Annotated in this window: 26 protein-coding genes; 11 read left to right on the top strand and 15 right to left on the bottom strand. The window is 71.7% G+C overall.

The window, feature by feature from the left end; all coding sequences use genetic code 11:
• Window positions 1-13 precede the first annotated feature (13 nt).
• Complete coding sequence (locus KR546_RS08875) at window positions 14-553, bottom strand: flavin reductase family protein (RefSeq protein WP_238444387.1); 540 nt, start codon at window positions 551-553, stop codon at window positions 14-16.
• 5 nt (window positions 554-558) lie between these two features.
• Window positions 559-1,437: a PIG-L family deacetylase gene (locus KR546_RS08870; protein WP_238444349.1), complete on the bottom strand. Its 879-nt coding sequence runs from the start codon at window positions 1,435-1,437 to the stop codon at window positions 559-561.
• A 229-nt stretch (window positions 1,438-1,666) separates the two neighbouring features.
• Between KR546_RS08870 and KR546_RS08865 the strand changes: the two genes are divergently transcribed.
• Entirely contained in the window at window positions 1,667-2,758 is a 1,092-nt protein-coding gene (locus KR546_RS08865) for an HRDC domain-containing protein (RefSeq protein ID WP_238444348.1), read from the top strand.
• Between the two features lie 127 nt (window positions 2,759-2,885).
• Here the strand turns inward: KR546_RS08865 and KR546_RS08860 are convergent, their stop codons facing one another.
• Window positions 2,886-3,848, bottom strand: coding sequence for a 4-hydroxy-3-methylbut-2-enyl diphosphate reductase (locus KR546_RS08860; protein ID WP_238444347.1), 963 nt, complete (start codon window positions 3,846-3,848; stop codon window positions 2,886-2,888).
• Window positions 3,849-3,964: 116 nt separating this feature from the next.
• On the opposite strand from KR546_RS08860, the gene KR546_RS19675 reads away from it, so the two are divergent.
• Genes KR546_RS19675 through KR546_RS08830 form a run of 6 tightly spaced genes read left to right on the top strand, consistent with a single transcriptional unit; the run spans window position 3,965 to window position 9,431 of the window.
• A complete protein-coding gene (locus KR546_RS19675) occupies window positions 3,965-4,618 on the top strand; it encodes a potassium channel family protein (RefSeq protein ID WP_238444346.1) in 654 nt (217 codons plus the stop codon).
• Between the two features lie 37 nt (window positions 4,619-4,655).
• Window positions 4,656-5,360, top strand: coding sequence for a potassium channel family protein (locus tag KR546_RS08850; protein WP_238444345.1), 705 nt, complete (start codon window positions 4,656-4,658; stop codon window positions 5,358-5,360).
• Window positions 5,357-5,503 carry a hypothetical protein gene (locus KR546_RS08845; protein WP_238444344.1) on the top strand — a complete coding sequence of 49 codons (147 nt, stop codon included), beginning with the start codon at window positions 5,357-5,359 and terminating at the stop codon, window positions 5,501-5,503. Before KR546_RS08850 ends, KR546_RS08845 begins: the two co-directional genes overlap by 4 nt.
• A 7-nt stretch (window positions 5,504-5,510) precedes the next feature.
• Complete coding sequence (locus KR546_RS08840; protein ID WP_238444343.1) at window positions 5,511-7,154, top strand: potassium transporter TrkG; 1,644 nt, start codon at window positions 5,511-5,513, stop codon at window positions 7,152-7,154.
• On the top strand, window positions 7,151-7,924 hold the full coding sequence (locus tag KR546_RS08835; RefSeq protein ID WP_238444342.1) for a hypothetical protein: 774 nt from the start codon (window positions 7,151-7,153) through the stop codon (window positions 7,922-7,924). Before KR546_RS08840 ends, KR546_RS08835 begins: the two co-directional genes overlap by 4 nt.
• Before the next feature lies 1 nt (window position 7,925).
• Window positions 7,926-9,431 carry a TrkH family potassium uptake protein gene (locus KR546_RS08830; RefSeq protein WP_238444341.1) on the top strand — a complete coding sequence of 502 codons (1,506 nt, stop codon included), beginning with the start codon at window positions 7,926-7,928 and terminating at the stop codon, window positions 9,429-9,431.
• A 175-nt stretch (window positions 9,432-9,606) separates the two neighbouring features.
• Here KR546_RS08830 and nth read toward each other — a convergent pair whose 3' ends face one another.
• From nth to KR546_RS08770, 10 genes are all read right to left on the bottom strand, one after another.
• On the bottom strand, window positions 9,607-10,287 hold the full coding sequence (gene nth, locus KR546_RS08825; protein ID WP_238444340.1) for an endonuclease III: 681 nt from the start codon (window positions 10,285-10,287) through the stop codon (window positions 9,607-9,609).
• 119 nt (window positions 10,288-10,406) lie between these two features.
• Window positions 10,407-11,882 carry a sensor histidine kinase gene (locus KR546_RS19170; RefSeq protein ID WP_274387834.1) on the bottom strand — a complete coding sequence of 492 codons (1,476 nt, stop codon included), beginning with the start codon at window positions 11,880-11,882 and terminating at the stop codon, window positions 10,407-10,409.
• Window positions 11,879-12,565 carry a response regulator transcription factor gene (locus KR546_RS08805; RefSeq protein WP_238444339.1) on the bottom strand — a complete coding sequence of 229 codons (687 nt, stop codon included), beginning with the start codon at window positions 12,563-12,565 and terminating at the stop codon, window positions 11,879-11,881. The genes KR546_RS19170 and KR546_RS08805 overlap by 4 nt, the downstream gene beginning before the upstream one ends.
• The gene (locus KR546_RS08800; protein ID WP_238444338.1) at window positions 12,565-13,314 is read right to left on the bottom strand and encodes a phosphate signaling complex PhoU family protein; all 750 of its coding nucleotides are present in this window, start codon (window positions 13,312-13,314) and stop codon (window positions 12,565-12,567) included. Before KR546_RS08800 ends, KR546_RS08805 begins: the two co-directional genes overlap by 1 nt.
• A gap of 110 nt (window positions 13,315-13,424) precedes the next feature.
• Window positions 13,425-14,360, bottom strand: coding sequence for a phosphate ABC transporter permease PstA (pstA, locus tag KR546_RS08795; protein ID WP_238444337.1), 936 nt, complete (start codon window positions 14,358-14,360; stop codon window positions 13,425-13,427).
• On the bottom strand, window positions 14,360-15,289 hold the full coding sequence (pstC, locus tag KR546_RS08790) for a phosphate ABC transporter permease subunit PstC (RefSeq protein WP_238444336.1): 930 nt from the start codon (window positions 15,287-15,289) through the stop codon (window positions 14,360-14,362). Before pstC ends, pstA begins: the two co-directional genes overlap by 1 nt.
• Before the next feature lie 108 nt (window positions 15,290-15,397).
• Window positions 15,398-16,483: a substrate-binding domain-containing protein gene (locus tag KR546_RS08785; RefSeq protein WP_238444335.1), complete on the bottom strand. Its 1,086-nt coding sequence runs from the start codon at window positions 16,481-16,483 to the stop codon at window positions 15,398-15,400.
• Window positions 16,484-16,658: 175 nt separating this feature from the next.
• The gene (pstB, locus tag KR546_RS08780) at window positions 16,659-17,489 is read right to left on the bottom strand and encodes a phosphate ABC transporter ATP-binding protein PstB (protein ID WP_238444385.1); all 831 of its coding nucleotides are present in this window, start codon (window positions 17,487-17,489) and stop codon (window positions 16,659-16,661) included.
• 256 nt (window positions 17,490-17,745) lie between these two features.
• A complete protein-coding gene (gene glpX, locus KR546_RS08775; protein ID WP_238444334.1) occupies window positions 17,746-18,759 on the bottom strand; it encodes a class II fructose-bisphosphatase in 1,014 nt (337 codons plus the stop codon).
• A gap of 95 nt (window positions 18,760-18,854) precedes the next feature.
• The gene (locus KR546_RS08770) at window positions 18,855-19,637 is read right to left on the bottom strand and encodes an enoyl-CoA hydratase/isomerase family protein (protein ID WP_238444333.1); all 783 of its coding nucleotides are present in this window, start codon (window positions 19,635-19,637) and stop codon (window positions 18,855-18,857) included.
• Between the two features lie 64 nt (window positions 19,638-19,701).
• Here KR546_RS08770 and KR546_RS08765 point away from each other — a divergent pair, with 64 nt between their 5' ends.
• Window positions 19,702-20,529, top strand: coding sequence for a SirB1 family protein (locus tag KR546_RS08765; RefSeq protein ID WP_238444332.1), 828 nt, complete (start codon window positions 19,702-19,704; stop codon window positions 20,527-20,529).
• Between the two features lie 40 nt (window positions 20,530-20,569).
• On the opposite strand, the gene KR546_RS08760 is transcribed toward KR546_RS08765, so the two are convergent.
• Both KR546_RS08760 and KR546_RS08755 read right to left on the bottom strand, forming a co-directional pair.
• Window positions 20,570-21,082 (bottom strand): SixA phosphatase family protein, encoded by a 513-nt coding sequence (locus KR546_RS08760; protein ID WP_238444331.1) that lies wholly within the window; start codon window positions 21,080-21,082, stop codon window positions 20,570-20,572.
• A gap of 78 nt (window positions 21,083-21,160) precedes the next feature.
• Window positions 21,161-22,825 (bottom strand): DUF885 domain-containing protein, encoded by a 1,665-nt coding sequence (locus KR546_RS08755; RefSeq protein ID WP_238444330.1) that lies wholly within the window; start codon window positions 22,823-22,825, stop codon window positions 21,161-21,163.
• A gap of 196 nt (window positions 22,826-23,021) precedes the next feature.
• On the opposite strand from KR546_RS08755, the gene KR546_RS08750 reads away from it, so the two are divergent.
• From KR546_RS08750 to KR546_RS08740, 3 genes are all read left to right on the top strand, one after another.
• The gene (locus KR546_RS08750) at window positions 23,022-24,095 is read left to right on the top strand and encodes a Gfo/Idh/MocA family protein (RefSeq protein ID WP_238444329.1); all 1,074 of its coding nucleotides are present in this window, start codon (window positions 23,022-23,024) and stop codon (window positions 24,093-24,095) included.
• Between the two features lie 150 nt (window positions 24,096-24,245).
• Window positions 24,246-24,959: a winged helix-turn-helix transcriptional regulator gene (locus tag KR546_RS08745; protein WP_238444328.1), complete on the top strand. Its 714-nt coding sequence runs from the start codon at window positions 24,246-24,248 to the stop codon at window positions 24,957-24,959.
• 170 nt (window positions 24,960-25,129) lie between these two features.
• Window positions 25,130-26,416 (top strand): vanadium-dependent haloperoxidase, encoded by a 1,287-nt coding sequence (locus KR546_RS08740; RefSeq protein WP_238444327.1) that lies wholly within the window; start codon window positions 25,130-25,132, stop codon window positions 26,414-26,416.
• Window positions 26,417-26,418: the final 2 nt, after the last annotated feature.

The following is a 26,418-nucleotide window of genomic DNA, read 5'->3' as shown; positions in this document are numbered from 1 at the left end:
GGCCGTTCCTCGGTCAGCCCGGGGTGGGGATCTCGACGTAGTCGTGGTCGAAGTAGCCCAACGCGGGGCCGGCGTCGCCCAGTGCGGCCGCAACGACCTCCCCGACCACGATCCAGTGGTCACCACCCTCGTGGAGGTCATGGACCCGGCAGTCGAGCCAGCCGAGGGCCTCGGCCAGGATCGGCACGCCGGTGACCGCCTCGATCGTCTCGATCCCGGTGAAGCCTGCCCAGCCCCGGGACCGGTCGGGATTCGCGAAGTGGTCCGACAGCTTGCGGGCCGTCGCCGGCAGCATCGACAGGGCGAACCGCCCGCCGGAGCGCACGCGGCGGGCCATGTCGGTGGTGCGCTCGACGCAGACCAGGACCAGCAGGGGTTCGAGCGACACCGACGCGACCGCGTTGGCGGTCATCCCGGTGACCTCGCCCTGGTCGTCCATGGCGGTCATCACCGTCACCCCGGTGGCGAACCGCGACATGACCGCGCGGAACGCCCGCGAGTCGGGGACGGGCGCGACGGCATCACTGGCCGCGGCACGATCGTGGTTGTCCATGGCGGTCACGATACCGATCCCGACGATCCGTCCCCCGGCGTCAGCACCACCCCGAACAGGTCGGTGGCCAGCGCGGACCGATCGGCGTCGTCCAGTGCACGCGCCGAGGACACCAGCACGAAGGACTCGCTGCCGAAGGACCGGCCGACCAGCTCGTCGGGGATGTTGAAGAAGGCCGAGTCCTCGGCGATCTGGCTGCGATGCGCCAGCATGGCCTCCTGCTTGGCCGCGAGTTCCTCCCGCACGTCGACCACGACCAGGATCTGCTCGGACGGCGTGCCGAACGACGCGACCTGGTCGTCGTCGAAGGGCGACACCAGCCCACGCGAGCGCAGCTCGTCATGCATCTGCTGGACCTCCTCGCGGGAGATCGTGTGGGCGACGTGCAGGCCGACCCGGTGGGGCGTGCCCTCCACGTCGGCCTGGGGATCGGCGGCCAGCTCCACCGCCCGCCCCGTGACCCGGTGGGACATGACGTGGTCGGGATGGCCGTAGGTGCCACGCTCGTCGTCGCTGACGACGACATCGGGCCGGAGGCGTCGCACGACCTCGGCCAGTCGGGTCGCGGCCTCGTCGAGGTCGGCGTTGGTGAAGGCGTCCGGATGGTCGTTCTCGGGGGTCCCGACCATGCCCGAGTCCCGGTAGCCCAGCCACGTGTGCGAGGCCAGTCCGAGCACCTCGACCGCCGCGGCCATCTCGTCCCGACGGACCTCGTCCATCGGGCGGTCGCCCAGGTCGATCCCGGCGAGGTTGTCACCCGCCTCGCCACCGGTGCAGGTGACGACGTGGGTGGACGTCCCGGCGCGGCCGTAGCGGACCAGGCTGCCCCCGACGGCGATGGACTCGTCGTCGGGGTGCGGGTGGACGGCGAGCAGGGTCGGCACGGTGGGTCCTCGGGCAACGGGCGGACGAGCGGCGGTGCACCGGGGTCCGGGCAGCCGTCGCGACGATACAAGTTCAACCTTGCTCGACGTCAATCCCGGCCCGGCACCCGACCCGACTCCTGTCGGAGCACGAAGGACAGGCACTGGCGTTAGGCTTGGCTGGTCGTGGGTCCGGGGCGCCCCGTGAAGATCATTGCCACACGGAGAGCACACCGTCCAGTACGTCATCGTGGACCGTCCCCAGGACCTCGCAGCGCAGTTGGCCACGGTCGACGGCGCCATCGTCGGGGTCGACGTCGAGCGCTCGACCAAGCCGCGCTGGGACAACCCCGCCGCGCTGGTCCAGGTCGGCGTGGCCGAACGGGCCGTGCTGGTGGACACCCACCTGCTGGGCGCCGTGCCACTGCTGGGCGAGTTCCTCCGCGAGCGGGTCGTCGTGCTCCATGCCGCGACCAACGACATCGCGTCGATGGACGGCGCGGCCATCGAACTCGACACCCTCGAGGACACCTCCGTCGCCGCCGGACTGCTCGGGCTCCCACTGGGCCTGGACGACCTGCTCGGCGAGCGGCTGGGGGTCTCACTGTCGCCGGACAAGCAGCGCTTCCAGCGCGCCGACTGGGAACGTCGCCCGCTGCCCGAGGACATGGCCGACTACGCCGCGGGCGACGTCGTCCACCTCCCCGAGCTGATCACCGACCTGCGGGCGATGCTGACCGAGCGCGACCGGCTCGACTGGTACCGCCAGGAACGTGACCACATGATCGACGCGACACGGTCCAACGTGCGCCACTGGGAGGACACCAAGGGTGGCGGGCGGCTCAGTCCCGAGCAGCGCGCCGTCCTGCGTGCCCTGTGGGAGTGCCGCGAGGCCCTGGCCGAGCGCGAGGACCTCGCACCACAGCGGGTCCTGCGCGACGCGACCCTGCTCGACCTGGCGACCGACCCTGCATCCGACGCCAGGGGGCTCGCCCGGCGCAACAAGCGGCGGGGGGCGCCCAGCGACGCCCTCGCAAGCGAGCTGTTCGCTGCCCAGGAGGAGGGGCGCCGGGCCGAGCCGGTGCCGCGGGAGGGCTCGGGACGCCACTTCGACGCGACCGACCGTGACCGTCACGCGGCCATGCGCCACGCCCGCTCGGAGCGTGCCGACGAACTGGGGATGTCGGCCGGTCTGCTGTGCCCCGGACGGGTGCTGTGGGGCGGGATCGCGGCCGACCCGACCGGACCCGACGAACTGGTCGAGGCCATGGACCTGCGTCGTTGGCAGCGCGACCAGCTCCGCGAGGCGTTGTGGGACGCCTACACGTCCGTCCAGCCGTAGCCTTCCGCCGACGGCGCGAGCCTGGACGTTCCGAGCGAAGCGAGGAACTCCAACGTGCCCGGATGACGTCGTGTCCGAAGTGACGAGACCGGTTCGGGCACGCCTGGGAGGCCTACCGCTCGGTGGACTAGGCGTCCACCTCGGCGAGCTTGCGGGCGAGGTTGCCCGGCATGGCGAAGTGGACGTCCTCGTCCACGACCATGACGGTCTCGACCGTGCCCAGCCCACGCTCGCGGAACCAGGCGATGACCTCGTCGACCAGGACCTCCGGCGCGCTCGCACCGGACGTCAGGCCGACGGTCCCGACCCCGTCCAGCCACGACGGATCGATGTGGGAGGCGTCGTCGACCAGGTGGGCCGGGGTGTCGTGGTCGTTGGCGACCTCGACCAGGCGCTTGGAGTTCGACGACGTCTCGGAGCCCACGACCAGGATCAGGTCGCAGCGGGGCGCCAGGGTCTTCACGGCGTCCTGCCGGTTCGTCGTGGCGTAGCAGATGTCGCCCTTCTTGGGCTGCTGCAACAACGGGAAGCGCTCACGCAGCCGGTCGACCACGGCGGCGGTGTCGTCCATCGACAGCGTCGTCTGGGTCAGGTACGCGACCTTCTCGGGGTCGACGTCGTCGAGGTCGTCGACGTCCTCGGGGGTCTCGACCAGCGAGATCGAGCGGGGCGCCTGGCCCATCGTCCCGAGGACCTCCTGGTGGCCCTCGTGGCCGATCAGGACGATGTCCTTGCCGGCGGTGGCGTAGCGACGGGCCTCGTTGTGGACCTTGGTGACCAACGGGCAGGTCGCGTCGATCAGCGTCTGGTCACGGGCGGCCGCGTTGGCGAAGGCCTCCGGGGGGGACCCGTGGGCCGAGAAGACGATCACGGAACCTTCGGGGGCGTCGGTCTCGTCCTCGACGAACACCGCCCCACGGTCGGCCAGGGAGTTGACCACGTGGGTGTTGTGGACGATCTCGTGGCGGACGTAGACCGGGGCGCCGTAGGCCTCGAGCGCCTTCTCGACGATCAGGACGGCGCGGTCCACGCCGGCGCAGAACCCTCGTGGGGCGGCCAGCAGGAGCGTGTGTGGGGAGGACGACATCATGGAAACCAGCGTATCGACGCCCACATGACCCCCGACCCGGTGGGAGGTCCGTCCGGCACTACGCTCCGGCGAGGCGGGACCCGTCCCGCTCGCGCGGCCCACGCAGGAGGACGTCGGTGCACATCATCATCGGGGGCTGCGGACGACTGGGGTCCGAGATCGCCGAGACGATGTCGGCCAAGCCCGACGCCGACCTGGTGGTCGTCGACCTGGACGGCGACACGTTCAACCGGCTCGGGACGTCGTTCAACGGCGAGACGATCCAGGGCGACATCACCGACCGGGACGTGCTCGAGCAGGCCGGCGTGGACCGGGCCGACGGGCTGCTGGCCGTCACCCGGTCCGACAACGCCAACCTCATGGCGGTCCAGACCGCCACCCACCTGTACGGCGTGCCGCGCACCGTGGCGCGCCTTTTCAACCCCGACCGCGAGTCGACCTACCGGAAGCTGGGCGTGCGCCACGTCTCCGGCACCGGCATCCTGGCCAAGCTGTTCCTCAACGAGTTCCGCGACAGCGACTTCCCCCACCACATCACCTTCGACCTCGGCGACGTCGAGATGGTCGACCTCCGGCTGGGCGCGGAGGCGGACGGGCTGACCGTGGCGGCGTTCGAGGAACAGGCCCGGGTGCGCGTCGCGGCGGTCAGCCGGGACGACGAGGTCGTGCTGGCGACACCCGAGCTCGAGCTGGCGCCAGGTGACCAGGTCACCGCCGCCATGCACCGCTCCCGACGGCGCCACGTGACCCACCTGCTGGAGCGCACCTGAGCACCTGTCGCCGGGACCACGGCCGAGGAGGACACCCGTGTACATCGTGATCGTCGGTGGCGGACGCATCGGTCGCCACATCGCACGTGACATGGTGACGCGCGGCCACCAGGTCACGATCATCGAGGAGCACGCCCAGCGCTGCCAGTCGCTGCTGATCGAGCACGACGTCCTGCTGATCGAGGGCGACGCCGGCGACATCCACTACCTCGAGCAGGCCCACGTCGACCGGGCCGACGTGTTCGTCGCCACCACCCACACCGACCACGACAACCTGGTCGCCTGCCAGCTCGCACGTGCCGAGTTCGGGGTCAACCGGGCGATCTCGCGGGTGAACTCGCCCAAGAACGTCGAGATCTTCGAGCGCCTCGGCATCGAGGCAGTCTCGTCGACCCGGTTCATCTCCGAGATGCTCGAGTCGGAGTTCACGGTGCACGACCTGGTCCGGCTCACCTCGCTGCGTGGCGGACGCGTGGCGCTGCTGGAGATCACCGTGCCGGACGGGGTCACGACCCACGACCCCGACCGCGGCAGGGAGGGCGACGTGTTGCCGGCGCCGCCGACCCGGTCGATCCAGGACCTCGGGCTGCCCGACGAGTCGGTGCTCGCCGCGATCTTCCGCGGTGACGAGACGATCATCCCGCACGGCGTGGCGACCATCGAGCCCGGCGACGAGATCCTCGCGCTGACCACGCCCGAGCACCAGGACCTGGTCCGGTCCATCCTGGTGGGCGAGGCATGACCGACCGCCCCGACCTGCGACGTCCCCGGGCCGAGCCGCGCTGGCTCACCGCGCTCCGGGGACTGGCGCTGGTCACCGGGCTGGCCCTGGCCGTGGGCCTGTTCGGGCTGCTGGTGGCATGGTTCGCCACCCTGCTGGCCTGAGCGCGCGATGCTGCTGCCACCGAGTGCCGACGACCTCCGCGCCACGGCTCGCACGATCGGGCGGGTCCTGGCCGTGCAGGGGGCCGTGACCGGCGTCCTGGCCATCGCCGCGCTGCTGACCGGCGACGTCGACAGCGCCAGCGCGCTGGCCTGCGGGGCGGCGCTCGGGATCGGCTTCGGTGCCCTTGGCCGGACCGTCAAGGCCAGGACGCGGCGCCTGACCTGGACCCGCGGCGTCGTCGCCGGGGTCGCGTCGCTGGTCGCCGTCGCACTGGTCGCGTCGGTGCCGCTGTGGCTGTCGGGTCACTACGCCGCCTGGATCGACGCGTTGTTCGACGCGGTCTCGGGCCTGACCACCACCGGGCTGACCCTGGTCAGTGACCTCGACCACCTGTCGCCCACACTGGTGGTGTTCCGCGGGACGCTGGAGGTCGCGGGCGGCGTCGGGTTCCTGATGCTGGCGTTGTCGCTGCTCAAGTCCCTGGCGATGATGGGGTCGACCATGGAGCCCGGCCACGGGGGACGCGAGCGGATCATCCGGGCTCCCACCATGCTGTGGCGCGAGGTGCGCACCGTCGTCGGCGCGCTCCTGGTCGCGGGCATCGTGGGGGTCGCCGGGTCGCTGGCCCTGGCCGGCGTGCCGCTCGCCGCGCTGCCGGCGACCACCCTGGCGCTCACCGCATCGGCGGCCACGACCGGTGGCTTCGCCCCGCTCACCCCCTCGGTTGGCGTCTACCACTCGGCCCTGCTCGAAGCGGTGCTGGTCGTGCTGATGCTCGGTGGGGCCGTGTCCGTCTGGGCGCACCTGCACGCCCAGCGACTGGACCAGGTCCGCAAGGACCTCGATGCCCGGGTGTTCGTGGCCACGCTGGTGGCGGTGGTCGGGGGCGCCGTCGTGGGGTTGGCCCAGGCCGGCACCTTCTCGCAGGTCGAGGCCCTGGTCCGCCACGGAGCCTTTCTGGCGGTGGCGAGCGTGACCACCAGTGGGCTGTCGACCGTGAGCCCGCGACTGCTGGCCACCGACTTCGGTGCGCTGGCGACGTCGGCCCTGATCTTCGGCATGGTCGTCGGCGGCATGTCGGGGTCGATGGCATCGGGCCCGAAGTCGCTGCGGGTCGGGCTGCTGCTCAAGGGCCTGGTCGGCGAGGTCCGGCGCGTGCTCAGCCCCGACAACACGGTCCAGGCGTCGTGGTTCTCCCACCAGGGGCGCCGGGAGCGACTGACCGACGCCCACGTGCGCTCGGCCGCCACGATCCTCCTGCTGACCCTCGCCGCCATCCCGGTCGCCGCACTCGCCCTGCTGTGGTCGGACCCGTCGGTCGGCCTGTCCCAGGCGATCTTCGCGGCCAGCTCGATCATCAGCAACGTCGGCCTCGACATCGGCGCACTGCGGCCCAGCGATCCCGCGGCGACACGGCTGCTGGCCACCGCCCTGATGGTCCTGGGCCGGCTGGAATGGCTGGCGGTGTTCGCCTTCGTCGGCACGCTCGTCGCCCTGGTCCGCGACGGCCGGCGACTGGGCCGCGGTCCGCGTCGCCGACGCCACCACGCCCGGCCGCGGTCCAGCGGCTCGCCCGGCGACCGCGTCGCCCTGTCGCGGGACGTCACGTCCGACGCCTCCTCCACCCGCACCCCGGGAGGGACCGCATGAAGCCCCGTCCACGCCCGTGGCTGCGATCGCACCTGGTCGAACTGGCCCTGTTCCTGGTCGTGGTGCTGGTCGCGTCGGCCGGCATCGTGTGGGCCAGGTGGGCGGCACCCGACGAGCCCCTCGAGCGCATCGCGATCGGTGCCGCCCAGCCCGACGACGCACGGATCCGGGCGATCACCTGCGAGCGGACGCTGCCGGACGCGGTCGACGCCGCCGAGGAGGAGGCGGAGGAGGAGGCAGCAGCACCCCCGCTGGGCCGGGTGCAGTCGTCGGAGGTCCTGGCCTGCCCGGACGCCTTCGACCAGGTCGTGGTGGACTACGTCGGCGAGGTCGTCGGTGACGTGCTGCGCCGCGACGGTGGGGCCTGGCTGCTGGTCAACGACGACGCCTACGCACTGGAGTCGGGACCCCTGGCGGCGCACGACGCGCACGACGGCGCCAACCAGGGCCTGGCCGTGTGGCTGCCGACCGAGTTCCTGGACCTCGTCGACGAGCCGGGCAACGCCAGCCGCCGGGGCGACGTGATCGAGGTGGTGGGGCGGATCCACCGGGCGGACCCGCTCGACGGGGGTGGCCTGACGCTGCGGGCCTCCTCGGCCGAACTGGTGCGTGACGCCGAGCCCGCCGGGGCGGCGATCAACCGGCCCCAGGCCCTGGTCGCCGTCCTGATGACCCTGGCGGCGTTCGCGGTGGTGGCGTGGGGCCATCGCAACGGCCGCCTGTCGGTGCCTGGCCTGCGGACGCGCCGCCGGCTGTCGAAGCGACGCTGAGGTGCTGTTCCGACCCGACCGCGACGACCTGCGGATCATCGGCTACTACATCGGCAAGGTGCTGGTCGGCCTCGCCGCGGTGATGGCCGTGCCGCTGGTCGTGGCGGTGCTGCAGGGCGCGCTGGACGACGTCACGGCGTTGGTGTGCGGGATCTCTGCCACCGCGGGGCTCGGGGCGTTCCTGCACGCCCGACTGGTGACCACGAAGTCGCTGGACTGGTCCCACGGCATGGTCATCGTGGCCCTGTCGTGGCTGGTGGGCTCGGCGATGGTGGCGATCCCGCTGTACCTGTCGGGCCACTTCGGGTCCTGGCTGGACGCCTGGTTCGACGCGATGTCGGGCCTGACGACGTCCGGGCTGTCGCTGCTCCAGGACCTCGACCACCTGTCCGTGCCGATGAACCTCCTGCGCCACCTCACCCACTTCGTCGGGGGCCAGGGGATCATGCTGGTCGTGCTGACCGTCATGGCCTCGTCGGGTGCGCGGGTCAGCACGCTGTACGTGGGCGAGGGACGCGACGACCGGATCGTCCCGTCCATCGTGGCCACGAGCAAGTTCATCTGGCTGGTGGCGACCACCTGGCTCGTGGCGGGCACCGCCGCCCTGTGGGCCACCGGCCTGGTCGCCGGGCTCAGCCCCGGACGCGCCCTGTTCCACGGGGTGAACATCTTCATGGCCGCCTTCGACACGGGAGGCTTCGCCCCCTACTCGACGTCCATGGCCTACTACCACTCGGTGTCCATGGAGGTCGTGGTCCTGGTGTTGATGGTGGCCGGCACGCTGTCGTTCGGGATGCACTGGGAGTTGTGGCGTGGACGGGCCCGTCAACTGGTCGACAACATCGAGATGCGCTCCCTGGGGGTGACCGCGCTGGTCACCGGGGGCATCGTGGTGTTCGGCCTGGTCCGGGCAGGGACGTTCGACACCACGACGGCCCTGTGGCGCAAGGGGGTCATGACGCTGGTGTCGGCGCACACCGGCACCGGCTTCGCGTTCAACGCGTCGACGCTGTACGTGACCGACTGGGGGCTGATCGCGCCGGCCGGGATCGTGATCGCGATGGCGCTGGGCGGGATGGCGTCGTCGACCGCCGGCGGGATCAAGGCGATGCGCGTCGGGACGGCGGCCACGTCGATCCTGCGCGACGTCCGGCGCGCCGTGCAGCCGGACGCCGCCGTGGTCGTGGCGTCGACGACCGGCCGCAGCCGCCGCGTGCTGGAGGACGATGCCGTCCGCTCGGCCGTCACCGTGACCGTGCTGTACCTGCTGACCTTCCTGGTCGGCGCGGTCGCCGGCGTACTGGCGGACTTCTCCCTGGACCAGGCCCTGTTCGAGTCCACCTCGGCGACCGCCAACGTCGGCCTGTCCAGCGGCGTGCTGGCATGGTCGAACCCGGTCCCGCTCAAGCTGGTCTACCTGGTGCAGATGTGGCTCGGCCGCCTGGAGTTCATGACCGCCTTCGCCCTGGTCGGCTTCGTCTACGCCGCCGCCCGTGCCAAAGTCTGACCGCCGACACCTCGACGCTGCGGACAGGACCTCGTCCGGTCAGATTGGAGTTCTTCGCTGCGCTCAGAACATCCAGTCCGACAGCCTCCGGAGCGGGGCGGCGGGCTGGAGTTGCGAGCGGAGCGAGCACACTCCAATGCAGCCGGATCAAGCGAACGACGCAGGATGTCGACCGCTACGGCTGCGCTTTGTCAGTGCGGCCCTCGGTGGCGTCGGAGGGGCACAGGGGGGCGACGACACAGGCCCCGCAGTCACGGTTGCGGGCCGTGCAGACGCGCCGGCCGTGGAAGATCAGCAGGTCGGAGACGTCCAGCCACCGGTCCGCGGGGAACAGGCGCATCAGGTCGGTCTCGATCCTGGGCGGGGTGTCCTGGCGCGTGAACCGCAGCCGGCGCGCGAGCCGCCGGACGTGGGTGTCGACCACCACGCCGACGTGGGCGGCGTCCTCGCCGGCCGTGTTGGAGATGACGACGTTGGCGGTCTTGCGGGCCACGCCGGGCAGGGCGGTCAGGGCCTCCATCGTGGTGGGCACCTCCCCGTCGTGCTCCACCAGCAGCTGTCGAGCGGTGGCCTGCAGGTTCTTGGCCTTCTGGCGGAACAGCCCGAGTCGTCCGATCAGCTCCTCGAGTTCCTCGCGGGTGGCCTCGGCCATCGCGGTCGCGTCGGGGAAGCGTGCGAACAGGTCGGGAGTGACCTGGTTGACCATGACGTCGGTCGACTGGGCAGACAACATGGTCGCGACCAGCAGCTCGAACGGCGTGGTGAAGTCCAGCGCGATGTGGGCGTCGGGATGCTCGACGGCGAGCCGGTCGAGGATCCACGGCGCACGCCGGGTCTTGCCACTCAGCGGTCCCACGCCGTCCGGCGGTGGTGACCCATCCTCCACGCCACGGTCGGCAGTGCCGGCGGGTGCATCGGGTTCATCGGCGGGAGGTGTCATGGGCGAGGACGTTAGCGGCCGGTGGCGCGGGCAGGTCAGTCGACCTCGACGTGTGCATCGTCGTCGACCGGATCACCCTGTTGGACGGCCCGGTCCTCGGTGAACGGATCCGCGACGGTGGCGGGACCGGCCTCGGCGGGGTCGGTGGCCCGCGCCCCGTCGGGTGCCGTCGGCATGCGGTTGGCGGTCGCGGGCTCCCGCGCCGCGTCGACCGGCACCTCCAGCGCGGGGAGCCGGACCGTGAACGTCGTGCCGGAGCCCAGCAGTGAGTCGAGGTCGATGGTGCCACCGGTGCGACTGACGGCGTTGCGCACCAGCGACAGTCCCAGGCCCGTGCCACCGGTCTGGCGCGACCGCGCGACGTCCACGCGGTAGAACCGCTCGAACACGCGTGGCAGGTCGGCCTTCGGGATGCCGATGCCGTGGTCGCGGACCACCAGCACGGCCTCGCCCCCCACCGCCGACAGCGTGATGTCCAGCGACCCGCCGTCGCGGTTGTACTGGATGCCGTTGTCCACCAGGTTGCGCACGATGAGCCGGAGGTCCTCGGGATCCGCCCGGACGGCGAGGCTGGGCGGCAGCTCGACGGTCACCGTGACGTGGCGCTCCTCGGCCCATTCCTCCACGGCCTCGACCGCCTCGACCAGGAGCGGGACCAGGTCGACGTCGTTGGGCAGGACCCGGGCACGTTCCTCCAGGCGACGCAGGTCCAGCAGGTCGTGGACGAGGCGCACCAGGCGCGTCGACTCCTCCTCGAGTCGACGCAGCAGCTTCGGCAGCCGGTCGGGCTCACGCTGGACGGTGACCAGCAGTGCCTCGGCGAGGGCCTGGATGGAGGTCACCGGGGTCTTGAGCTCGTGGGACGCGTTGACGACGAAGTTGCGTCGCAGGTTCTCCACCCGCCGCTCGCGGGTCCGGTCGGTGACCAGCACGAGCTGCTGGCGTCCGATCCGGGTGACGACCGCGCGAACCATCCGACCGGATACCTCGGCGTCGATCGTGACGGGATCGGGACCCGCCGCACGTCGCACGCCCTCGGCCAGGGCCTGGCTGCCCAGCGCGGCGAGCATGGTGGTCGGCTCACCGTCGGACGCGATCCCGAGGAGGTCACGGGCCGGCGGGTTGGCGGCGGCGACGTAGCCGTCCGAGGCGAACAGGATCGCGGGCGTCGGCAAGGCCTGGACCAGCTCGCGTCGCCACGGCAGCTCTTCCTCCATCTGGGCGACTCGCTGGTCGAAGAACTGCCCGGTCGCCTCGATCGCGGCCACGAGGTCGTCCAGCACCGGGTCGTCCACGTACTCCAGGCCACCTCGCGTCTCGCTGGTGCGCCACCAGCGGACCTGGCGGGCGAGGTCGGCGACCTCGCGGTCGCGACGCCTGACCACGACCTGGGCCAGCACCAGCGCGAGGACGATGCTCGCCCCCCCGCCGACCGGCCAGCCGAACACCTCGGTCGTCGCCACCGCGACCACGGCGGTGGTGAGGGTGGCGACTGCGGGCCCCGCCCTCATCCGTCGGCGAAGCGGTAGCCGACCCCGCGGACGGTCTGGATGCGCGTGGGCTCCTGTGGATCCTCCTCGATCCGGGTCCGCAGACGGCGGATGTGCACGTCCAGCGTCTTGGTGTCGCCGACGTAGTCGATGCCCCAGACCTCGTTGATCAGGTGGGTGCGCGACAGGACGCGGCCGGCGTTCTCGACCAGTTCGCTCAACAGGTCGAATTCCTTGGGTGGCAGCTCGACCTTCTCACCGTCGACGTGCACCTCGTGGCGCACCCGGTCGACCCGGACGCCGGCGGCCTCGGCCGGCGCGTCGACGTCCATCATGTCCACGATCGGCGCTCGACGCAGCACGGCCTTGATGCGGGCCACCAGCTCGCGCGTGGAGAAGGGCTTGGTGAGGTAGTCGTCCGCACCGAGCTCGAGGCCGACCACCCGGTCGACCTCCTCGTCGCGGGCCGTGACCATGATGATCGGCACGTCGGACCTGCTGCGGATCGCCCGGCACACCTCGGTGCCCGAGATGCCCGGGAGCATCAGGTCCAGCAGGACCAGGTCGGGCCGCACCCGTTCCCACGTGCCCAGCGCCGACGTTCCGTCCTGGACCCAGTCGACCTGGTAGCCCTCGGCCTCCAGCGTGATCGTCAGGCCCTCGGCGATCGACGCCTCGTCCTCGACGAGCAGCAGCCGTGGCATCAGGAGGCGCGGTCGTCGGGGAACTCCGCCTGCACGCGCTGCTTGCCGACCGGCACACGCTGGCCCGTGGCGACGAACGCCGCGTCGCGCGCGATCTCGACCCCGTGGTCGGCGATGCGCTCGTAGTAGCGGGCGAGCAGGCCCAGCACCAGCAACTCGGTCCCGACGTCGTCGGCCTCGACGACCTGCTGGAGCAGCACCTTCTGCAACTCGTCGACCGCCTCGTCCGCGTCGTCGACGTCGTGCACGGCCAGGGCGTCCCGGCGTCGCCACGCGTCCATGCCCGCCACGAAGACCTCGGCCGACCGCCGCGCCAACTCCTCGAGCTGGGAACGGATCGGCTGGTCCAGGAAGCGTGGGTCGAACTGGTTCAGGGTGAAGCAGGCGTGGCGCAGCAGGCTGGCGGACCGGGAGACGTCCACCGTCATCCGCAGCAGGGCGACGAGCCGCCGCAGGTCACCACCGACGGGGCCCTCGCGGGCCAGCAACACGAAGCCGGCGTCCTCGACGTCCTCGCAGGCCATCGTCACCTCGACCGCCATCTGGTCGGCCCGGTCCAGGACCGCCTCGTCGCCGAGCAGGAACCCCTCCGACATCCGGGGAACGGCGTCGGCGACCCGGAGGCCGGCGGCGACGAAGGCGTCGTCGAGCTCGTCGAGGCGGTTGTGGAAGTCGATGCGGGTCTCTTGGAACTCGGCGTCGTCCAGCGACTGCGGACGTCGGGGGGCGGCATCACGGGCGTCACTCATCATCGTTTCCCTGTGTGGCGAGGCGTGGCGCACGCGGTGGTGCGCGGGGCTCGTCCGGCCGTCGACGGCCACGGTAGCGACCGCATGTGCACGTCAGCCCGGTGGATCGGTCAGCCCTGCTTCCGGCGCTCGAAGTGGTTGCGCAACAGGATCGCGGCGGCGTTGAGCGTCAGGGTGAACAGCAGCAGGATCAGGATCCCGCCCGGCGCTGCCGCCTCGCGCCACGCCGGTTGCGGCAGCCGCGCCCAGTTGAACACCACGATCGGGATCGCCGTGAAGAACGGGTCGGTCCAGCCGCTGAAGAGGCGCACGTCGTTGGTCAGGAACGTGGCCGCGCCGACCACGATCAGCGGCGCCGTCTCGCCGATCGCCCGGGCGATCGCGAGGATCATCCCGGTCAGGATGCCCGGTGCCGCGTTGGGCAGGACCAGCTGCTTGGTGACCTGCCACCGCGTCGCCCCCAGGCCGTAGCCGCCCTCGCGGAGCTCCCGCGGGACCGCCCGGATCGCCTCCGCGGCCGAGATGGTGACGATCGGCAGGACGAGCAAGGCCAGGGTCAGGCCACCTGCCAGGACCGAGCTGCCCCCGAGGAAGCCCATGAGCTGGACGAAGATCGCGAAGCCGAGCAGGCCGTAGACGATCGAGGGCACCCCGGCGAGGTTGCGGATGTTGATGTCCACGGCCCGTGTCAGCAGGTTCTTCTCGGCGTACTCCTCGAGGTAGATCGCGGTCGCGATCCCCAGCGGGAACGCGACCACGATCGTGATCAGGCCGATCTGGATGGAGCCGATCATCGCCTGCCCGAGTCCGGTCGACTCGGCCCGTGACGAGATCGGGTCGGTCACGAAGCTCAGGCCCCGCTCGGACAGGAACGGGATCGCGTCGACCAGGATGCTCCACAGGAGCGCGACCAGGAAGGCGAACGCCAGCAGCAGGGCGAGGAGCATCGCGCCCTGGAACGCCAGCTCGCGCAGCTTGTCCCCGCCGGCCCGACCGCTGAGGTCGACCGTGCGCTCGGCCGGGACGGTGCTCGTGGTGGCGGACATCAGTAGGCCTTCCGATACCGGCGGACGATGCGATCACCGAGCACGTTGAGGAGCAACGTGATGCCGAACAGGAGCAGCCCGAGGAAGTACAGGCTGTCGAACTGGTAGCCGACCGTGACCGAGTCCGACCCGAGCGCCAGGTTCGCGATGGCCGCGGTCAGGGTCTGGCCGGGACCGAGCGGGTCGGACTGGAAGGGCGTGCCTCCGGCTGCCCCGGCCGCGATCGTCACGACCATGGTCTCGCCGATCACCCGGGACAGGGTGAGGATGAAGGCGGCGACCAGGCCGGACAGGCCGGCCGGGAGCACGACACTGGTGATGGTGCGTCGCTTGCGGGCGCCCAGGCCGTAGGAGGCCTCGCGCAGGTCCTGGGGAACGGAGCTCAGGGCGTCCTCGGAGATCGAGGCCATGTAGGGCGACGCGAGCACCCCGACCGCGATCCCTGCCGAGACCATGTTGAAGATGTTGGCGCCGTCGAACACCGCCTGGACGATGTTGGGGGTGATGAAGGTCAGGGCGAAGAAGCCCACCACCACCGACGGGATCCCGGCCAGCACCTCGAGGATGGGCTTGAGCACGCGCCGCACGCGGCGACTGGCGTACTCGGACAGGTAGATCGCCGACCCGACGCCCAGGGGGACCGCGATGAGCATGGCGATGGCCGCGACGTAGAGCGTCGGCACGAGCAACGTGCGCAGGTCGAAGCGCTCCGAGCCCGGGAACCAGCCGCCCGCGTCCCACAGCAGCGACAAGGACGGCAGCCCGGCCAGGAAGTTCACGGCCCGACCGAGGAGGCTGAAGACGATCGCCAGCGAGATCAGCACCGACACCACGCCAGCCGTCCGCAGGATCCACGTGACGGCACGCTCGCGACCGGCGTTGCGCCGGTTGCTGCGCAGGAAGTCACTGGGTGGAGCGGTCGAGGACATGGTTGCCTCCGGTCGGTCGGTACCGCCCCGGCGGGACGGGCTGCCGGGCGCGTGGACCCGGGTGGTCCGTCGGCCGGGTCCACGTGGACCCGGCCGACGGCGAGGTGGTCAGATGTTGGACTCGCGCGCCTCCCAGGCGGCCTGGACCTCGGCCCAGGCGTCGTCGGTCAGCTGCACGTAGCCGGCGTCGGCGACGGCCTGGTAGCCACCGTCACCCATGTAGTAGTCGACGAAGCCCTCGAGCGCGCTGCCGTAGTCCTCGTCGAGCTTGTCGAGGTTGACGTAGATGAACAGCGGACGCGACAGCGGGTACTCGCCCGACGCGATGGTCTCGTCGTTGGGCTCGACGCAGTTGCCCTCCTCGTCGGCGACCTGGAACGCCCGGAGCTGGTCCTGGACCTCGAGGAAGTAGGCGTAGCCGACCCAGCCGAAGGAGTACTGGTTGCCGGCGAGGCCCTGCACGATCACGTTGTCGTCGTTCTGGCCCTGCCAGTCGGGACGCACGCCCGGTTCGACGCCCTGCTCCTCGGCAATGCCCTCCAGCGCGATCTCGATGAACGAGTCGTAGGTGCCGGACTCGGTGCCCGGGCCGGTGGTCGTCAACGGGACGTCGGGGAACTCCTCGCCGGACGCGTGCTCGCCGACCTCGCCCACGATGGCGTTGGCGTCCGCCCAGCTGGCGACCTCACCGGACTCCGGTCCGACCAGGGCGTACATCTCGGCGAAGTTGAGGCACTCGGCGATCGCGTCGTTCTGCGGCGACGTCAGGACGGTCATGCCGTCGATCGCGACCTGCAGCTCGAGGATGTTCTCCACGCCGTTCTCGGCGCACAGCTCGACCTCGTCCTCGGCGATGGCCCGGGAGGCGTTGTTGACCGCGGTCTCCCCGGTGCAGAAGAAGTCCGCGAAGCCGCCACCGGTCCCGGTCGACTCGACCGTCGCGTCGGCGCCCTCGTTCTCGGCGGCGAAGTCCTCGGCGACGATGGCAGTGATGGGAAAGACCGTCGAGGAGCCGGCGATCGGGATCGTGCCGGTCCCACCGCCGCCCCCACCCTCGGCGGCCTCGCCACTGGCCGACGAGTCGTCGGCGGTGTCGGAGGTGTCCCCACCGTCGTCACCGCCACACGCGGTCACGACGAGTGCCAAGGACAGCACCAGGCCGGCGACTGCGCGGCCACGATTCCTGATACGCATGATGAACCTGTCTCCTGCAAGAGCGTCGGAAGCATTCGGCCACCCGGACCGGGCGACTGGTGGGGACACTACGAAGCCGTGGTCGCGGTCGGCTTGCTCGCAAGTGAACGCCGGGTGAACGCCTGATCGGTGTCGTTCCTGGTCCTGCGGGTGACGCCGCGATCCGGGCAGGCGGTCAGCCGAAGCGGCCGGTGATGTAGGCCTCGGTGCGCTCGTCGGAGGCAGCGGTGAAGATGGTCTCGGTGTCGTCGAACTCGATCAGCTCACCGGTGCGCATCCCCGTCTGGTCGTCGACGTCGACGCTGAGGAACGCGGTGTGGTCGGAAACCCGCGACGCCTGCTGCATGTTGTGGGTGACGATGACGATCGTGTAGTCGTCGCGCATCTCGCGCATCAGGTCCTCGATGCGCAGCGTGGCGATCGGGTCCAGGGCCGAGCACGGCTCGTCCATCAGGATGACGTCGGGGCGCGTCGCGATCGTCCGGGCGATGCACAGGCGCTGCTGCTGCCCGCCGGACAGCGCCAGGCCGGACTCGTCGAGGTTGTCCTTGACCTCGTCCCACAACGCCGCGCCGCGCAGCGACTCCTCCACGAGGTCGTCGAGGCCCTTGGTCCTGCCCATCAGTCGCGGGCCGTAGGCGACGTTGTCGTAGATCGACTTCGGGAACGGGTTGGGCTTCTGGAAGACGATCCCGATGCGGCGACGGACCTCGACCGGGTCGACCTTGGGACCGTAGATGTCGACCCCGTGGTAGCGGATGGAGCCGTCGACACGCGCCGTGGGGATCAGGTCGTTCATCCGGTTGAACGTGCGCAACAGGGTGGACTTGCCGCAGCCGGACGGACCGATGAAGGCCGTGATGCGATTCGACGGGATCGCCATCGACACACCACGGACCGCGGTGAAGTCCCCGTAGTGCACGTTGACGTCCTCGACCTCGAGGATGGTGTCGGTCGCCGGCGTCGCCGTGGCGTCGGTGGCGGGCGTCGTGGTCGTCTCCTGCATGGGATCTGCCACCTTGCTCTCGGACGTGGTCTGGAACCTGGCGCTGGTCTCGGGGGTCATGGCCTGCCTCGAAGTCGACTACCGGTGCCCGACGTCGCGTCCGGACCGGAGGGCATGGAAGGCGCCCCACCCAGTCAGGTGCGGCACCACAGGTGTACAGGCCGCAGTTGAACGTCCGGTGAACGTCGTCGGGTCCGGGACGGGGGAAGGCGCGCAGGCAACGTCGGACCGGGCAGACGGGGCCGGAGCGTGGCCGTCAGCCTCCATACGTCGCGACCTTGTCGGTGCGATGGCTGGCCCGGACCCGACGCACGGTCCCGGACTGGCCACGCATCATCAGCGACTCGGTGACGGCCCCGTGGCCGTCGAAGGTCACCCCGGCGAGCAGTTCGCTGGGGGTGATGCCGGTGCAGGCCAGGAAGCAGTCGGGCGACGACACCAGGTCGTCGGTGTCCAGGACCTGGTCGAGGTCGTAGCCGGCATCGAGCAGGGCCCGTCGTTGATCGTCGTTGCGGGCCCACACGCGACCGAGGATGCGTCCGCCGAGCGCCCGGACACCGCACGCGGTCGTGACCCCCTCCGGGGTGCCGCCGATCCCGTAGAGGATGTCGACCGACGGCCGGGAGGCCCACGCCGCGGAGATCCCACCGGCGACGTCGCCGTCCATGATCAGGTTCAGCCGCGCCCCGGCGGCCCGGACCTGCTGCTTGAATTCGGCGTGGCGGTCGCGGTCGAGCATCATGACGGTCAGGTCCCCGACCCGCTTGCCACTGGCCTTCGCGACGGCCTGGAGCAGGTCGGGGATCGGCATGTCGAGCTCGACGACGTCCGCCGCCTCGGCGTTGACGACCAGCTTGTGCATGTAGACGGCCGGGCCCGGGTCGAACATCGTCCCCCGCGGCGCGGCCGCGAGCACGGCGATGGCACCGGGACGGCCCTCGGCCAGCAGCCGCGTGCCGTCGACCGGGTCGACGGCGATGTCGACCTCGGGGGCCTCGCCGGTGCCCACGCGCTCGCCGTTGAACAGCATGGGCGCCTCGTCCTTCTCGCCCTCGCCGATGATGACCGTGCCGTCCATGTCGACGCTGGACAGCATCTTGCGCATCGCGTCGACCGCGGCCTGGTCGCCGGACTCCTTCTCGCCCCGTCCCTGCCAGCGCGCCGAGGCCAGTGCGGCCGCCTCCGTGACCCGGATGAGCTCGAGCGCGAGGTTGCGATCTGGACGCGAGGGATCCGGCACTGGCGACTCCGTTGTCGAGCGGGCGGACATGTCGATCCTAGGGGTTCCCCGGGGCCTCACACGTGACGTTTGCCCCTGTTGTGCCGCCGTTCGACCCGGTTCACGTCGCGCCCGAAGGTCAGGCGCTACCGGCGGCGGGGCCGGACCGTCCGGGGCAGGTCGACGTCCAGCCCGGGTGGGAGCGGGCCCGACTCCGCGGTGGCCCGCAGGGCATCGTTTTCGAACATGACCCGGTCGCGCAGCCCCGAGGAGTCGTTGAACATCCGCTTGAGCAGCGACACCGTGTCGCGGTCCCGGCCCACCACCTGGCGCAGCCAGGCGAGTGCGGCGTCCATCCCCTCGCCGGACGGCACGGCCCGCTGGACGAACCCCGTGGCGACCAGTTCGTCGCGATCGACGTCACGCGACGACAGGACCCAGTCCTTGGCCGTGCCCAGGCCGACGAGCCCCAGGGTCCGTGCGGTGCCGATCGGCCGCGCGTGGATCGCCCCGGGGAAGCGCACCCATGCGGCGGGTTCGGCGACCCGCAGGTCACAGGCTGCGGCGAGCTCGGCGCCCGCGCCGATGGCGGGACCGACCAGCACGGCCACGGTCGGCAGGGGGGTGAGGGTCAGCCGCTCGAACAGGGTCGTGAGCAGCTCGGTCCGGCGACGGCCCCCGTCGGGCAGGGACTCGCGGACGTCGGCGCCGGCCGAGAACACCCCGCCGGTCCCGGTCGCGATCACCCCGACCACGTCGGGATCGCCCTCCGCCTCGTCGACCGCGTCGACCCACGCCGCCAGCAGCGCCGTCGACAGGGCGTTGCGAGCGTCGGGTCGGTCCATCGTCAGGACCGCCAGTCGTCCGCCCTCGACCGGCTGGTGCGTGACCTGCAGTGGGCGGTCGCGCGGATCGGGTCCACCGCTCATCGACTGGGGTCCTCGGTCGTCGTTCCACGAGTCGTGGGAGCCTCGACGCTAGCCTCGGGTCCTCATGGGCAGCCACACCACGGACACGCGACGCCGGCTCGCACGACTCGTGCGCCGGTCCGACGCCGACCTCGCCGAGGCGGCCCTGCTGGTCAACGTCGAGGCGATGCCCGACCTCGACGTCGACGTCGCGCTGCTGCGCATCGATGCGCTGTCGGACGCCTTCCGGGTCTGGTGGGGTGACCACGAGGAGCTCGAGGCAGCCGCGGCGCTGCGGGGCTTCCTGGCCCACGAGCAGGGCTTCACCGGGGGCCGGGACGACTACCACCACCCGGACAACGCCCTGCTGGTCGAGGTCATGGACCGCCGCCAGGGGCTGCCGATCCTGCTGGCCGTGCTGTACGCGGCGATCGCCCGTCGCGTCGGCATCCCTGCCTGGGGCATCGCCCAGCCCGGGCACTTCTACCTCGGCATCGGCGACCCGGAGCGCCCGACCGTCCTGGACCCGTTCGACGACGGCCGCGAGGTGGCCGGTGACGAACTGGCCGAGCGACTGCGGCTCGCGACGGCGGGGCGGGTCCCGTTCACCCGTTCGCAGCTGCGACCCACCTCGCCGGCGATGACGGTCCGGCGGATCCTCAACAACCTGACCCGCGACTACACCGCACGGGGGATGGTCAACGCCGCCCTGTGGACGGTCGAGCTGAAGCTGGTGCTGCCCAACACCGTCCCCGACGACCACAAGGCCCGCGGCGAGCTGCTGACCCACGTCGGGCGCTACGGCGAGGCCGCCGACGAGTTCGAGACCTACCTCGACCTCGGCGGTGACGACCGGGGCGACGCCGACGACATCCGCGCCCGCGCCGTCCGCGCGCGCGCCCGCCTCAACTGAGTGCACCGTCGGGGCCACTTGGCTCCGGACGGGCACGGCGTCAGGTGTCGCCGAAGTGTCGCGGCTGGAACACCGCGAGGATCTCGCCCGTCAACTCCCCCGGCCCGCCGACGTCGGCCGGGTCCCAGGTGTCGCCGAGGTGCAGGTCCAGGGCGGCCACGGTGGCCGTCCGCATCGCCACCGACCCACCGGTGAGCCGCCACACCAGGGCGCCCCAGGTCGGCTGGTGACCCACGACCAGCAGTCGGTCGACGGCGTCGGGCACCAGCGCCAGCCGGGCCAGCACGCGATCGACGGAGGCGTCGTAGAGGGCGTCGACCGCGTCCACGCCCACGTCCCAGCCACCCGCCTCGGCCGCCAGCTCGGCGGTCGTGCGGGCACGCACGGCGGACGAGGCCAGGATGGCATCGGGCACCAGGCCGGCCGAGGTCAGCAGGCGGCCCATCGCCGTGGCGGCGTCCACGCCCCGTTGGTTGATGGGGCGCGCATGGTCGGTGGCGGCGCCACTGTGCCAGTCGGACTTGGCGTGGCGCATTACCAGCAGCTGCTTCACGATCTCGTCTCCCGGGCCGCCTGGTGCGTGGTCGCCATCGTGGCACCACGCGACCGCGCTGTCAGCACGACGCCGGCCTCAGCCCAGCAGGCGCTCGCGCAGGTGGTCGATGCGCAATGCGCCCCCGTCCAGCACCGCGCGGTGGAACGCACCGAGGTCGAAGTCGTCGCCGTCGCGTTCCCGGAGCCGGTCCCGGATCGCCAACAGGGCCCGTTCGCCCACCTTGTAGCTGATCGCCTGGCCCGGCCAGCCGAGGTAGCGCTTCACCTCGGAGGTCGCGACGTCGAGCGGCTGCAGGCCGGCGCGGTGCATGTAGTCCACGGCGATGTCGAAGTCCCACCGCTCCCCGGCGTGCAGGCGGGCGTGGTCGGGGATCGCCAGGTCCAGGTGACAACCGATGTCGACGACGACCCGGGCGGCGCGGAACGCATGGCTGGCCAGCATCCCCAGGCGCCACGCCGGACGCTCGAAGTAGCCCAGCTCGTCCATCAGGCGCTCGGCGTACAGCGCCCAGCCCTCGCCGTAGCCCGGGTACCAGACCAGCATCCGGTGGGCGCGCGACAGCAGGTCGGCGCGGTCCATGACCGTGGCGACCTGCAGGTGGTGGCCCGGGAAGCCCTCGTGGTAGGCGGTGGAGACCTCCTGCCACAACGGCACGGCCTGCTTGTCCCCGATCGAGTACCACACCGACCCCGGCCGGACGAAGTCCTCGGAGGGGTTGATGTACCAGGCCCCGAGCGCACCCCCCGGAGGGGCGAGGTTGACCGTGACCGTCTTCATCTTGTCGGGCAGGTCGAAGTGCACGCCGTCCAGCTGGGTGACCGCCTCGTCCAGCCTGGCCTGCACGAAGTCCACGAACGCCTGCGGGGTCGGGGCGGCCCTGTCCGGGTCGGTCTCGAGCCGCTCGATCACCGTCGAGACGTCGGCATCCGGATCGATCTCCGCCGCGACCACGGCCATCTCGTCCCACAGGTCGCCGAGCTCCTGCCACCCCCACTCGTAGGTCTCGACGAGGTCGAGGTCGTCACCGATGTAGCGGTCCACGGCCCGGGCGTAGCGCTCGGGCCCGACCCCGTCCTCGGTGGGGGCGACCGGCAGCAGCTCGTGCTCGAGCCAGTCGGCGAACGCCGCGACCTCGCCGGTCGCGCTCACGACGGCAGCGGCCAGGGTGGTCAGCTGGTCGTCGCCCACGCCGGCATCACGGGCCAGGTCCACCCAGCCGTGCCAGTTGGAGTCCGGGCCGGCCAGGGTGCGGGCCTGCTCGATGATCGAGGCGACCTGGCGACGTGCGGGCACCAGTTCGACGTCGCGACCCCGCTGCAGCGTGGCGCGGTAGCCGGCCAGGGGCTGGCCGATCGTCGCCAGCCGGGTGGTGATGGCCCGCCAACCCTCCGGGGTCGTGTGGTCCATGATGTCGAAGATGTCACGGATCCGCGTGAACGGGCAGTGGATGTGGTTGAGGTCGCGGAGGTGGTCCCCGGCGGCATGCTCGGCCAGGTGCTCGTCGAGGCTGGCGACCAGCACGCGTGCGGCGTGCGACTGGTGGGGGTCCGGGTCGTCGAGGTGGTCGACGAGCTCGTCGCGCGTGGTCGACCACAGCCGGACCCAGGCGTCGTGTCCGGCCGGTGAGAAGTCGTCCCAGCGATGGTCACGGCCGGTCATCCCGAAGCCCGTGGCCGTCATCGGGCTGGCATCCAGCACCCGGTCCACGTAGGTGTCGCTGATGGTGAAGGCGTCGGTCACGCATGCTCCGTTCGGCGCCGGGATCGCCCGGCAGGGTCGCGTCGTCGCACCGTAACGCCACGGCCGCTCCCGGACCCGTCGTCCGGTGGCGCCGACCGGACAGCCGGGCCGACCGCCTGCCCCCGTCCGCCCGACACGCCATGATGGAGTCCGGCCGGAGGACCCGGCCCCCAGACCGCGGACGACGAGGCAGCCGATGGCAGGCACGAGCGTGGGGGTCGGCGTCGTCGGTGCCGGCACCATCAGCACCGAGTACCTCACCACGTTCGCCGGCGCCCCCGACCTCCACGTCGTTGCGATCGCCGACCTCGACCCCCCTCGGGCGGCGGCCGCCACCGACCTGGCACCGGGCGCCCGCGCGACCACCACCGAGGACCTGCTGGGCGACGACGCGGTCGAGGTGGTGGTCAACCTCACCGTGCCCGCCGTCCACACCAGGGTGACGCGGGCAGCCATCGCGGCCGGCAAGGACGTCTGGTCCGAGAAGCCGTTGGCCCTGGCGAGCGAGGACGGCCGTGCCCTGGTCGAGGAGGCGGCGCGCGCCGGGGTGCGGGTCGGGTGCGCCCCCGACACGGTCCTTGGCACCGCCGTCCAGACGGCCCGGCGCGCGATCGACGACGGGCTGCTGGGTCGCCCCGTCGCCGCGACCGCGCTGATGCAGTCACCCGGCCCGGAGCCGTGGCACCACCAGCCGGACTTCTACTACCTGCCCGGTGGCGGCCCCGTGTTCGACATGGCGCCGTACTACCTGTCCGCCCTCGTGCACCTGCTCGGTCCGGTCACGCAGGTCGTCGCCGCCGCGTCACGCTCGCGCGACGAACGGATGATCGGCAGTGGTCCACGCACGGGCGAGCGGGTCCCGGTCGAGGTGGACACCCACGTGGCCGGGGTGCTCACGCACGCCAGTGGGGCCCTGACGACGGTCGTGTTCAGCTTCGACACGATCGCGACCCGGTCGCCGAACCTGGAGGTGCACGGGGACGACGCGTCCATGGTGGTCCCCGACCCCAACTTCTTCGACGGCACTCCCCTGCTGCACCGACGCGGGACGACCCGGTGGGAGGAGCTCGCACCGACGGCCGGCTACCGCGAGGCCGGGCGCGGGACCGGTGTGCGCGACCTGGTCGCCACCGCGCCGGGACGTCCCCGGGCCGACGCCGGCCTGGCCCTGCACGTCCTGGAGGTGATGGAGGCCATGCTGGCCCCGAACGGGTCCGGCCCGATCACGTCGGCCCCGGACCGGCCAGCGGCCCTGCCGCTGCTCCCGTAGGGGTCGCCGCGGGTGCTGCACCGGCAGCGTCGACCGGTACACGATCTGGACTATCCGCCGCCACCGGGCGGACCTAGCCTGTCGACAGGGTCTCGGGCGGACCCCAGCGGATCCGTGCCGCGACCCGCTCGGGGGACCCGGGGGCGCGGGATGCCGACCACCTACGGACAGTTCTGCCCGGTGGCGAAGGCCATGGAACTCCTGGACGAGCGCTGGACCGTCCTCGTCGTACGCGAGCTGATGCTCGGCAGTCGGCACTTCAACGCCATCCGGCGGGGGGTGCCGCACATGTCCCCCACCCTGCTGTCCAAGCGCCTGCGGACCCTGGTCAAGGCGGGCGTGGTCGAGCGCTGGGAGGACGGCAACCGGGTCGTGTACCGCCTGTCGGAGGCGGGGCGCGAGCTCGAGCCGATCATCGAGTCGCTCGGCGTCTGGGGGACGCGGTGGATCCCCGAGCTCGGCGACGCCGACCTGGACCCACACCTGCTGATGTGGGACGTCCACCGCAGGATCGACCTGGCAGAGGTTCCCGACAGTCGCACCGTCGTCCGGTTCCGCTTCCCCGAGGTCCCCGGGGCGCCCGGGACCTGGTGGGTCGTCATCGACGAGGGCGAGGTCGACCTGTGTGACGTCGACCCGGGACACGACGTGCTCGTCACCGTCCGGTCCAGCCTGCGGACGATGACCCTGTTGTGGCGCGGCGACCTCGACTGGCCGACGGCCCTGCGCACCGGGCAGCTCCAGCTGGACGGCCCGGCACACGCGGTGCGGGCGGTGCCCCGGTGGTTGAAGCTCTCCACGTTCGCTCCGGTCCCGCGACCGGGGCCGGAGCGCGACACCACCCTGCTGACCGTCCGAGCCTGACGGACCTTCCCCGCGCGGTCGGACGCAGGTGGCATCGAGCCGGCCGCGCACTCCAGAACCTGTACCGGGGCAGTACACGACGGTGACTGGGAGCGTGGGTGCAGCCGGGTCACCTTCGGGGTCACGACGTCCCGGGCGACCACGTCCGGGCGCGATCACGGAGAACCACCATGCGACGACCCAGCCTGTCCCTCGTGACGGGAGCGACCCTGCTCGCCCTCGTCCTTTCCATCCTGCCCGCCGGCCTCGTGTCCGCCAGCGCGGACACGCCGGTCGATCCGGTCGTGACCTGGAACCGCCACGCCACCGACGCGCTGATGGTGCGTGGCGGCCAACCACCCCAGCAGTCCGTCGTGCACCTCGCGATGGTGCACGGCGCCGTCGAGGACGCCGTCGGCAGCGCGGGCCGACTCGGCCCCGGTGTCACGGCAGACGCGCGTCGGGCCGCACTCGACGCGGCCGTCGCCACCGCCGCGCACGACACCCTCGTGGCCATCGTGCCCGGCCAGCAGGTCATCCTCGACCAGGTCCTCACCGACGCCCTGGCCGCCATCCCGGACGGCCCTGCCGAGGACCGCGGCAGCGCGGCCGGCCACGCGTCGGCCGCCGCAATGGTCGCTGCTCGCGCCGACGATGGCCGCTTCGGGCCGTACCGGTTCCCCACCGCCACCGACATCGGTGCGTGGCGGCCGGTGCCACCGTCCATGGGCAACGACCCGAACGCCTGGCTCAAGGACGTCCGCCCGTTCACGATCCGTGACGCTGCCCAGTTCGGTGGCCACGCGCCCCTGCCGCTGTCCAGTCCCCGGTATGCGCGCGAGTTCCGCGAGGTCCTGCGGGTCGGGTCGGCCGACAGCGCGATCCGCACGGCGGACCAGACCGAAGCCGCGCGCTACTGGGCCGAGAACCCCCCGGCGACCTGGGCAAGGATCATGCGCACCATCGCGACCGACCAGGAGCTGTCGACCCGAGAGAGCGCCGAGCTGTTCGCGACCTCGTGGTCCTCGGCCGCCGACGCCTTGATCACGGTCTGGGCCGAGAAGGCGCGCTGGTCGTTCTGGCGCCCGATCACGGCGATCGCCGAGGCAGCCGACGACGGCAACCCCGCCACGGACCCGGCAGTCGGGTGGACCGCCCTGATCCCGACCCCCCCGTATCCGGAACACCCGTCCGGCCACGGTGGACTCAGCGGCGCACTCGTGACCTCGATGCAGGTGTTCTTCGGCTCCGACCGGGTGGCCTGGACCGACACCAACGGTGCCGGCCTGACGCGCAGCTTCACCCGACTGTCGGACGCCCTCGACGAGGTCGTGGACGCGCGCGTGTGGTCGGGCATCCACTTCCGCACCGCTGACGAGGACGGTGCCCGCATCGGACGGGACGTCGCGGCCTTCACGGCCCGACACGACCGGCACCACCACGACCCGGGCCGTGGCGCGACCCACGGATCGGAGTGACC

Source organism: Salsipaludibacter albus, assembly GCF_019798055.1.
Lineage (GTDB): Bacteria > Actinomycetota > Nitriliruptoria > Nitriliruptorales > Nitriliruptoraceae > Salsipaludibacter > Salsipaludibacter albus.
The sequence above is the reverse complement of the archived record's forward strand: the minus strand, read 5'-3'. Positions and strand labels throughout refer to the sequence as shown.

Coding starts and splice junctions, on each gene's coding strand:
- KR546_RS08875 (WP_238444387.1), bottom strand. CDS start 553: ATGGACAACCACGATCGTGCCGCGGCCAGTGATGCCGTCGCGCCCGTC.
- KR546_RS08860 (WP_238444347.1), bottom strand. CDS start 3,848: ATGATGTCGTCCTCCCCACACACGCTCCTGCTGGCCGCCCCACGAGGG.
- KR546_RS08845 (WP_238444344.1), top strand. CDS start 5,357: ATGACCGACCGCCCCGACCTGCGACGTCCCCGGGCCGAGCCGCGCTGG.
- KR546_RS08840 (WP_238444343.1), top strand. CDS start 5,511: ATGCTGCTGCCACCGAGTGCCGACGACCTCCGCGCCACGGCTCGCACG.
- KR546_RS08835 (WP_238444342.1), top strand. CDS start 7,151: ATGAAGCCCCGTCCACGCCCGTGGCTGCGATCGCACCTGGTCGAACTG.
- KR546_RS19170 (WP_274387834.1), bottom strand. CDS start 11,882: ATGAGGGCGGGGCCCGCAGTCGCCACCCTCACCACCGCCGTGGTCGCG.
- KR546_RS08805 (WP_238444339.1), bottom strand. CDS start 12,565: ATGCCACGGCTGCTGCTCGTCGAGGACGAGGCGTCGATCGCCGAGGGC.
- KR546_RS08800 (WP_238444338.1), bottom strand. CDS start 13,314: ATGAGTGACGCCCGTGATGCCGCCCCCCGACGTCCGCAGTCGCTGGAC.
- pstA (WP_238444337.1), bottom strand. CDS start 14,360: ATGTCCGCCACCACGAGCACCGTCCCGGCCGAGCGCACGGTCGACCTC.
- pstC (WP_238444336.1), bottom strand. CDS start 15,289: ATGTCCTCGACCGCTCCACCCAGTGACTTCCTGCGCAGCAACCGGCGC.
- KR546_RS08785 (WP_238444335.1), bottom strand. CDS start 16,483: ATGCGTATCAGGAATCGTGGCCGCGCAGTCGCCGGCCTGGTGCTGTCC.
- pstB (WP_238444385.1), bottom strand. CDS start 17,489: ATGCAGGAGACGACCACGACGCCCGCCACCGACGCCACGGCGACGCCG.
- glpX (WP_238444334.1), bottom strand. CDS start 18,759: ATGTCCGCCCGCTCGACAACGGAGTCGCCAGTGCCGGATCCCTCGCGT.
- KR546_RS08770 (WP_238444333.1), bottom strand. CDS start 19,637: ATGAGCGGTGGACCCGATCCGCGCGACCGCCCACTGCAGGTCACGCAC.
- KR546_RS08765 (WP_238444332.1), top strand. CDS start 19,702: ATGGGCAGCCACACCACGGACACGCGACGCCGGCTCGCACGACTCGTG.
- KR546_RS08750 (WP_238444329.1), top strand. CDS start 23,022: ATGGCAGGCACGAGCGTGGGGGTCGGCGTCGTCGGTGCCGGCACCATC.
- KR546_RS08745 (WP_238444328.1), top strand. CDS start 24,246: ATGCCGACCACCTACGGACAGTTCTGCCCGGTGGCGAAGGCCATGGAA.
- KR546_RS08740 (WP_238444327.1), top strand. CDS start 25,130: ATGCGACGACCCAGCCTGTCCCTCGTGACGGGAGCGACCCTGCTCGCC.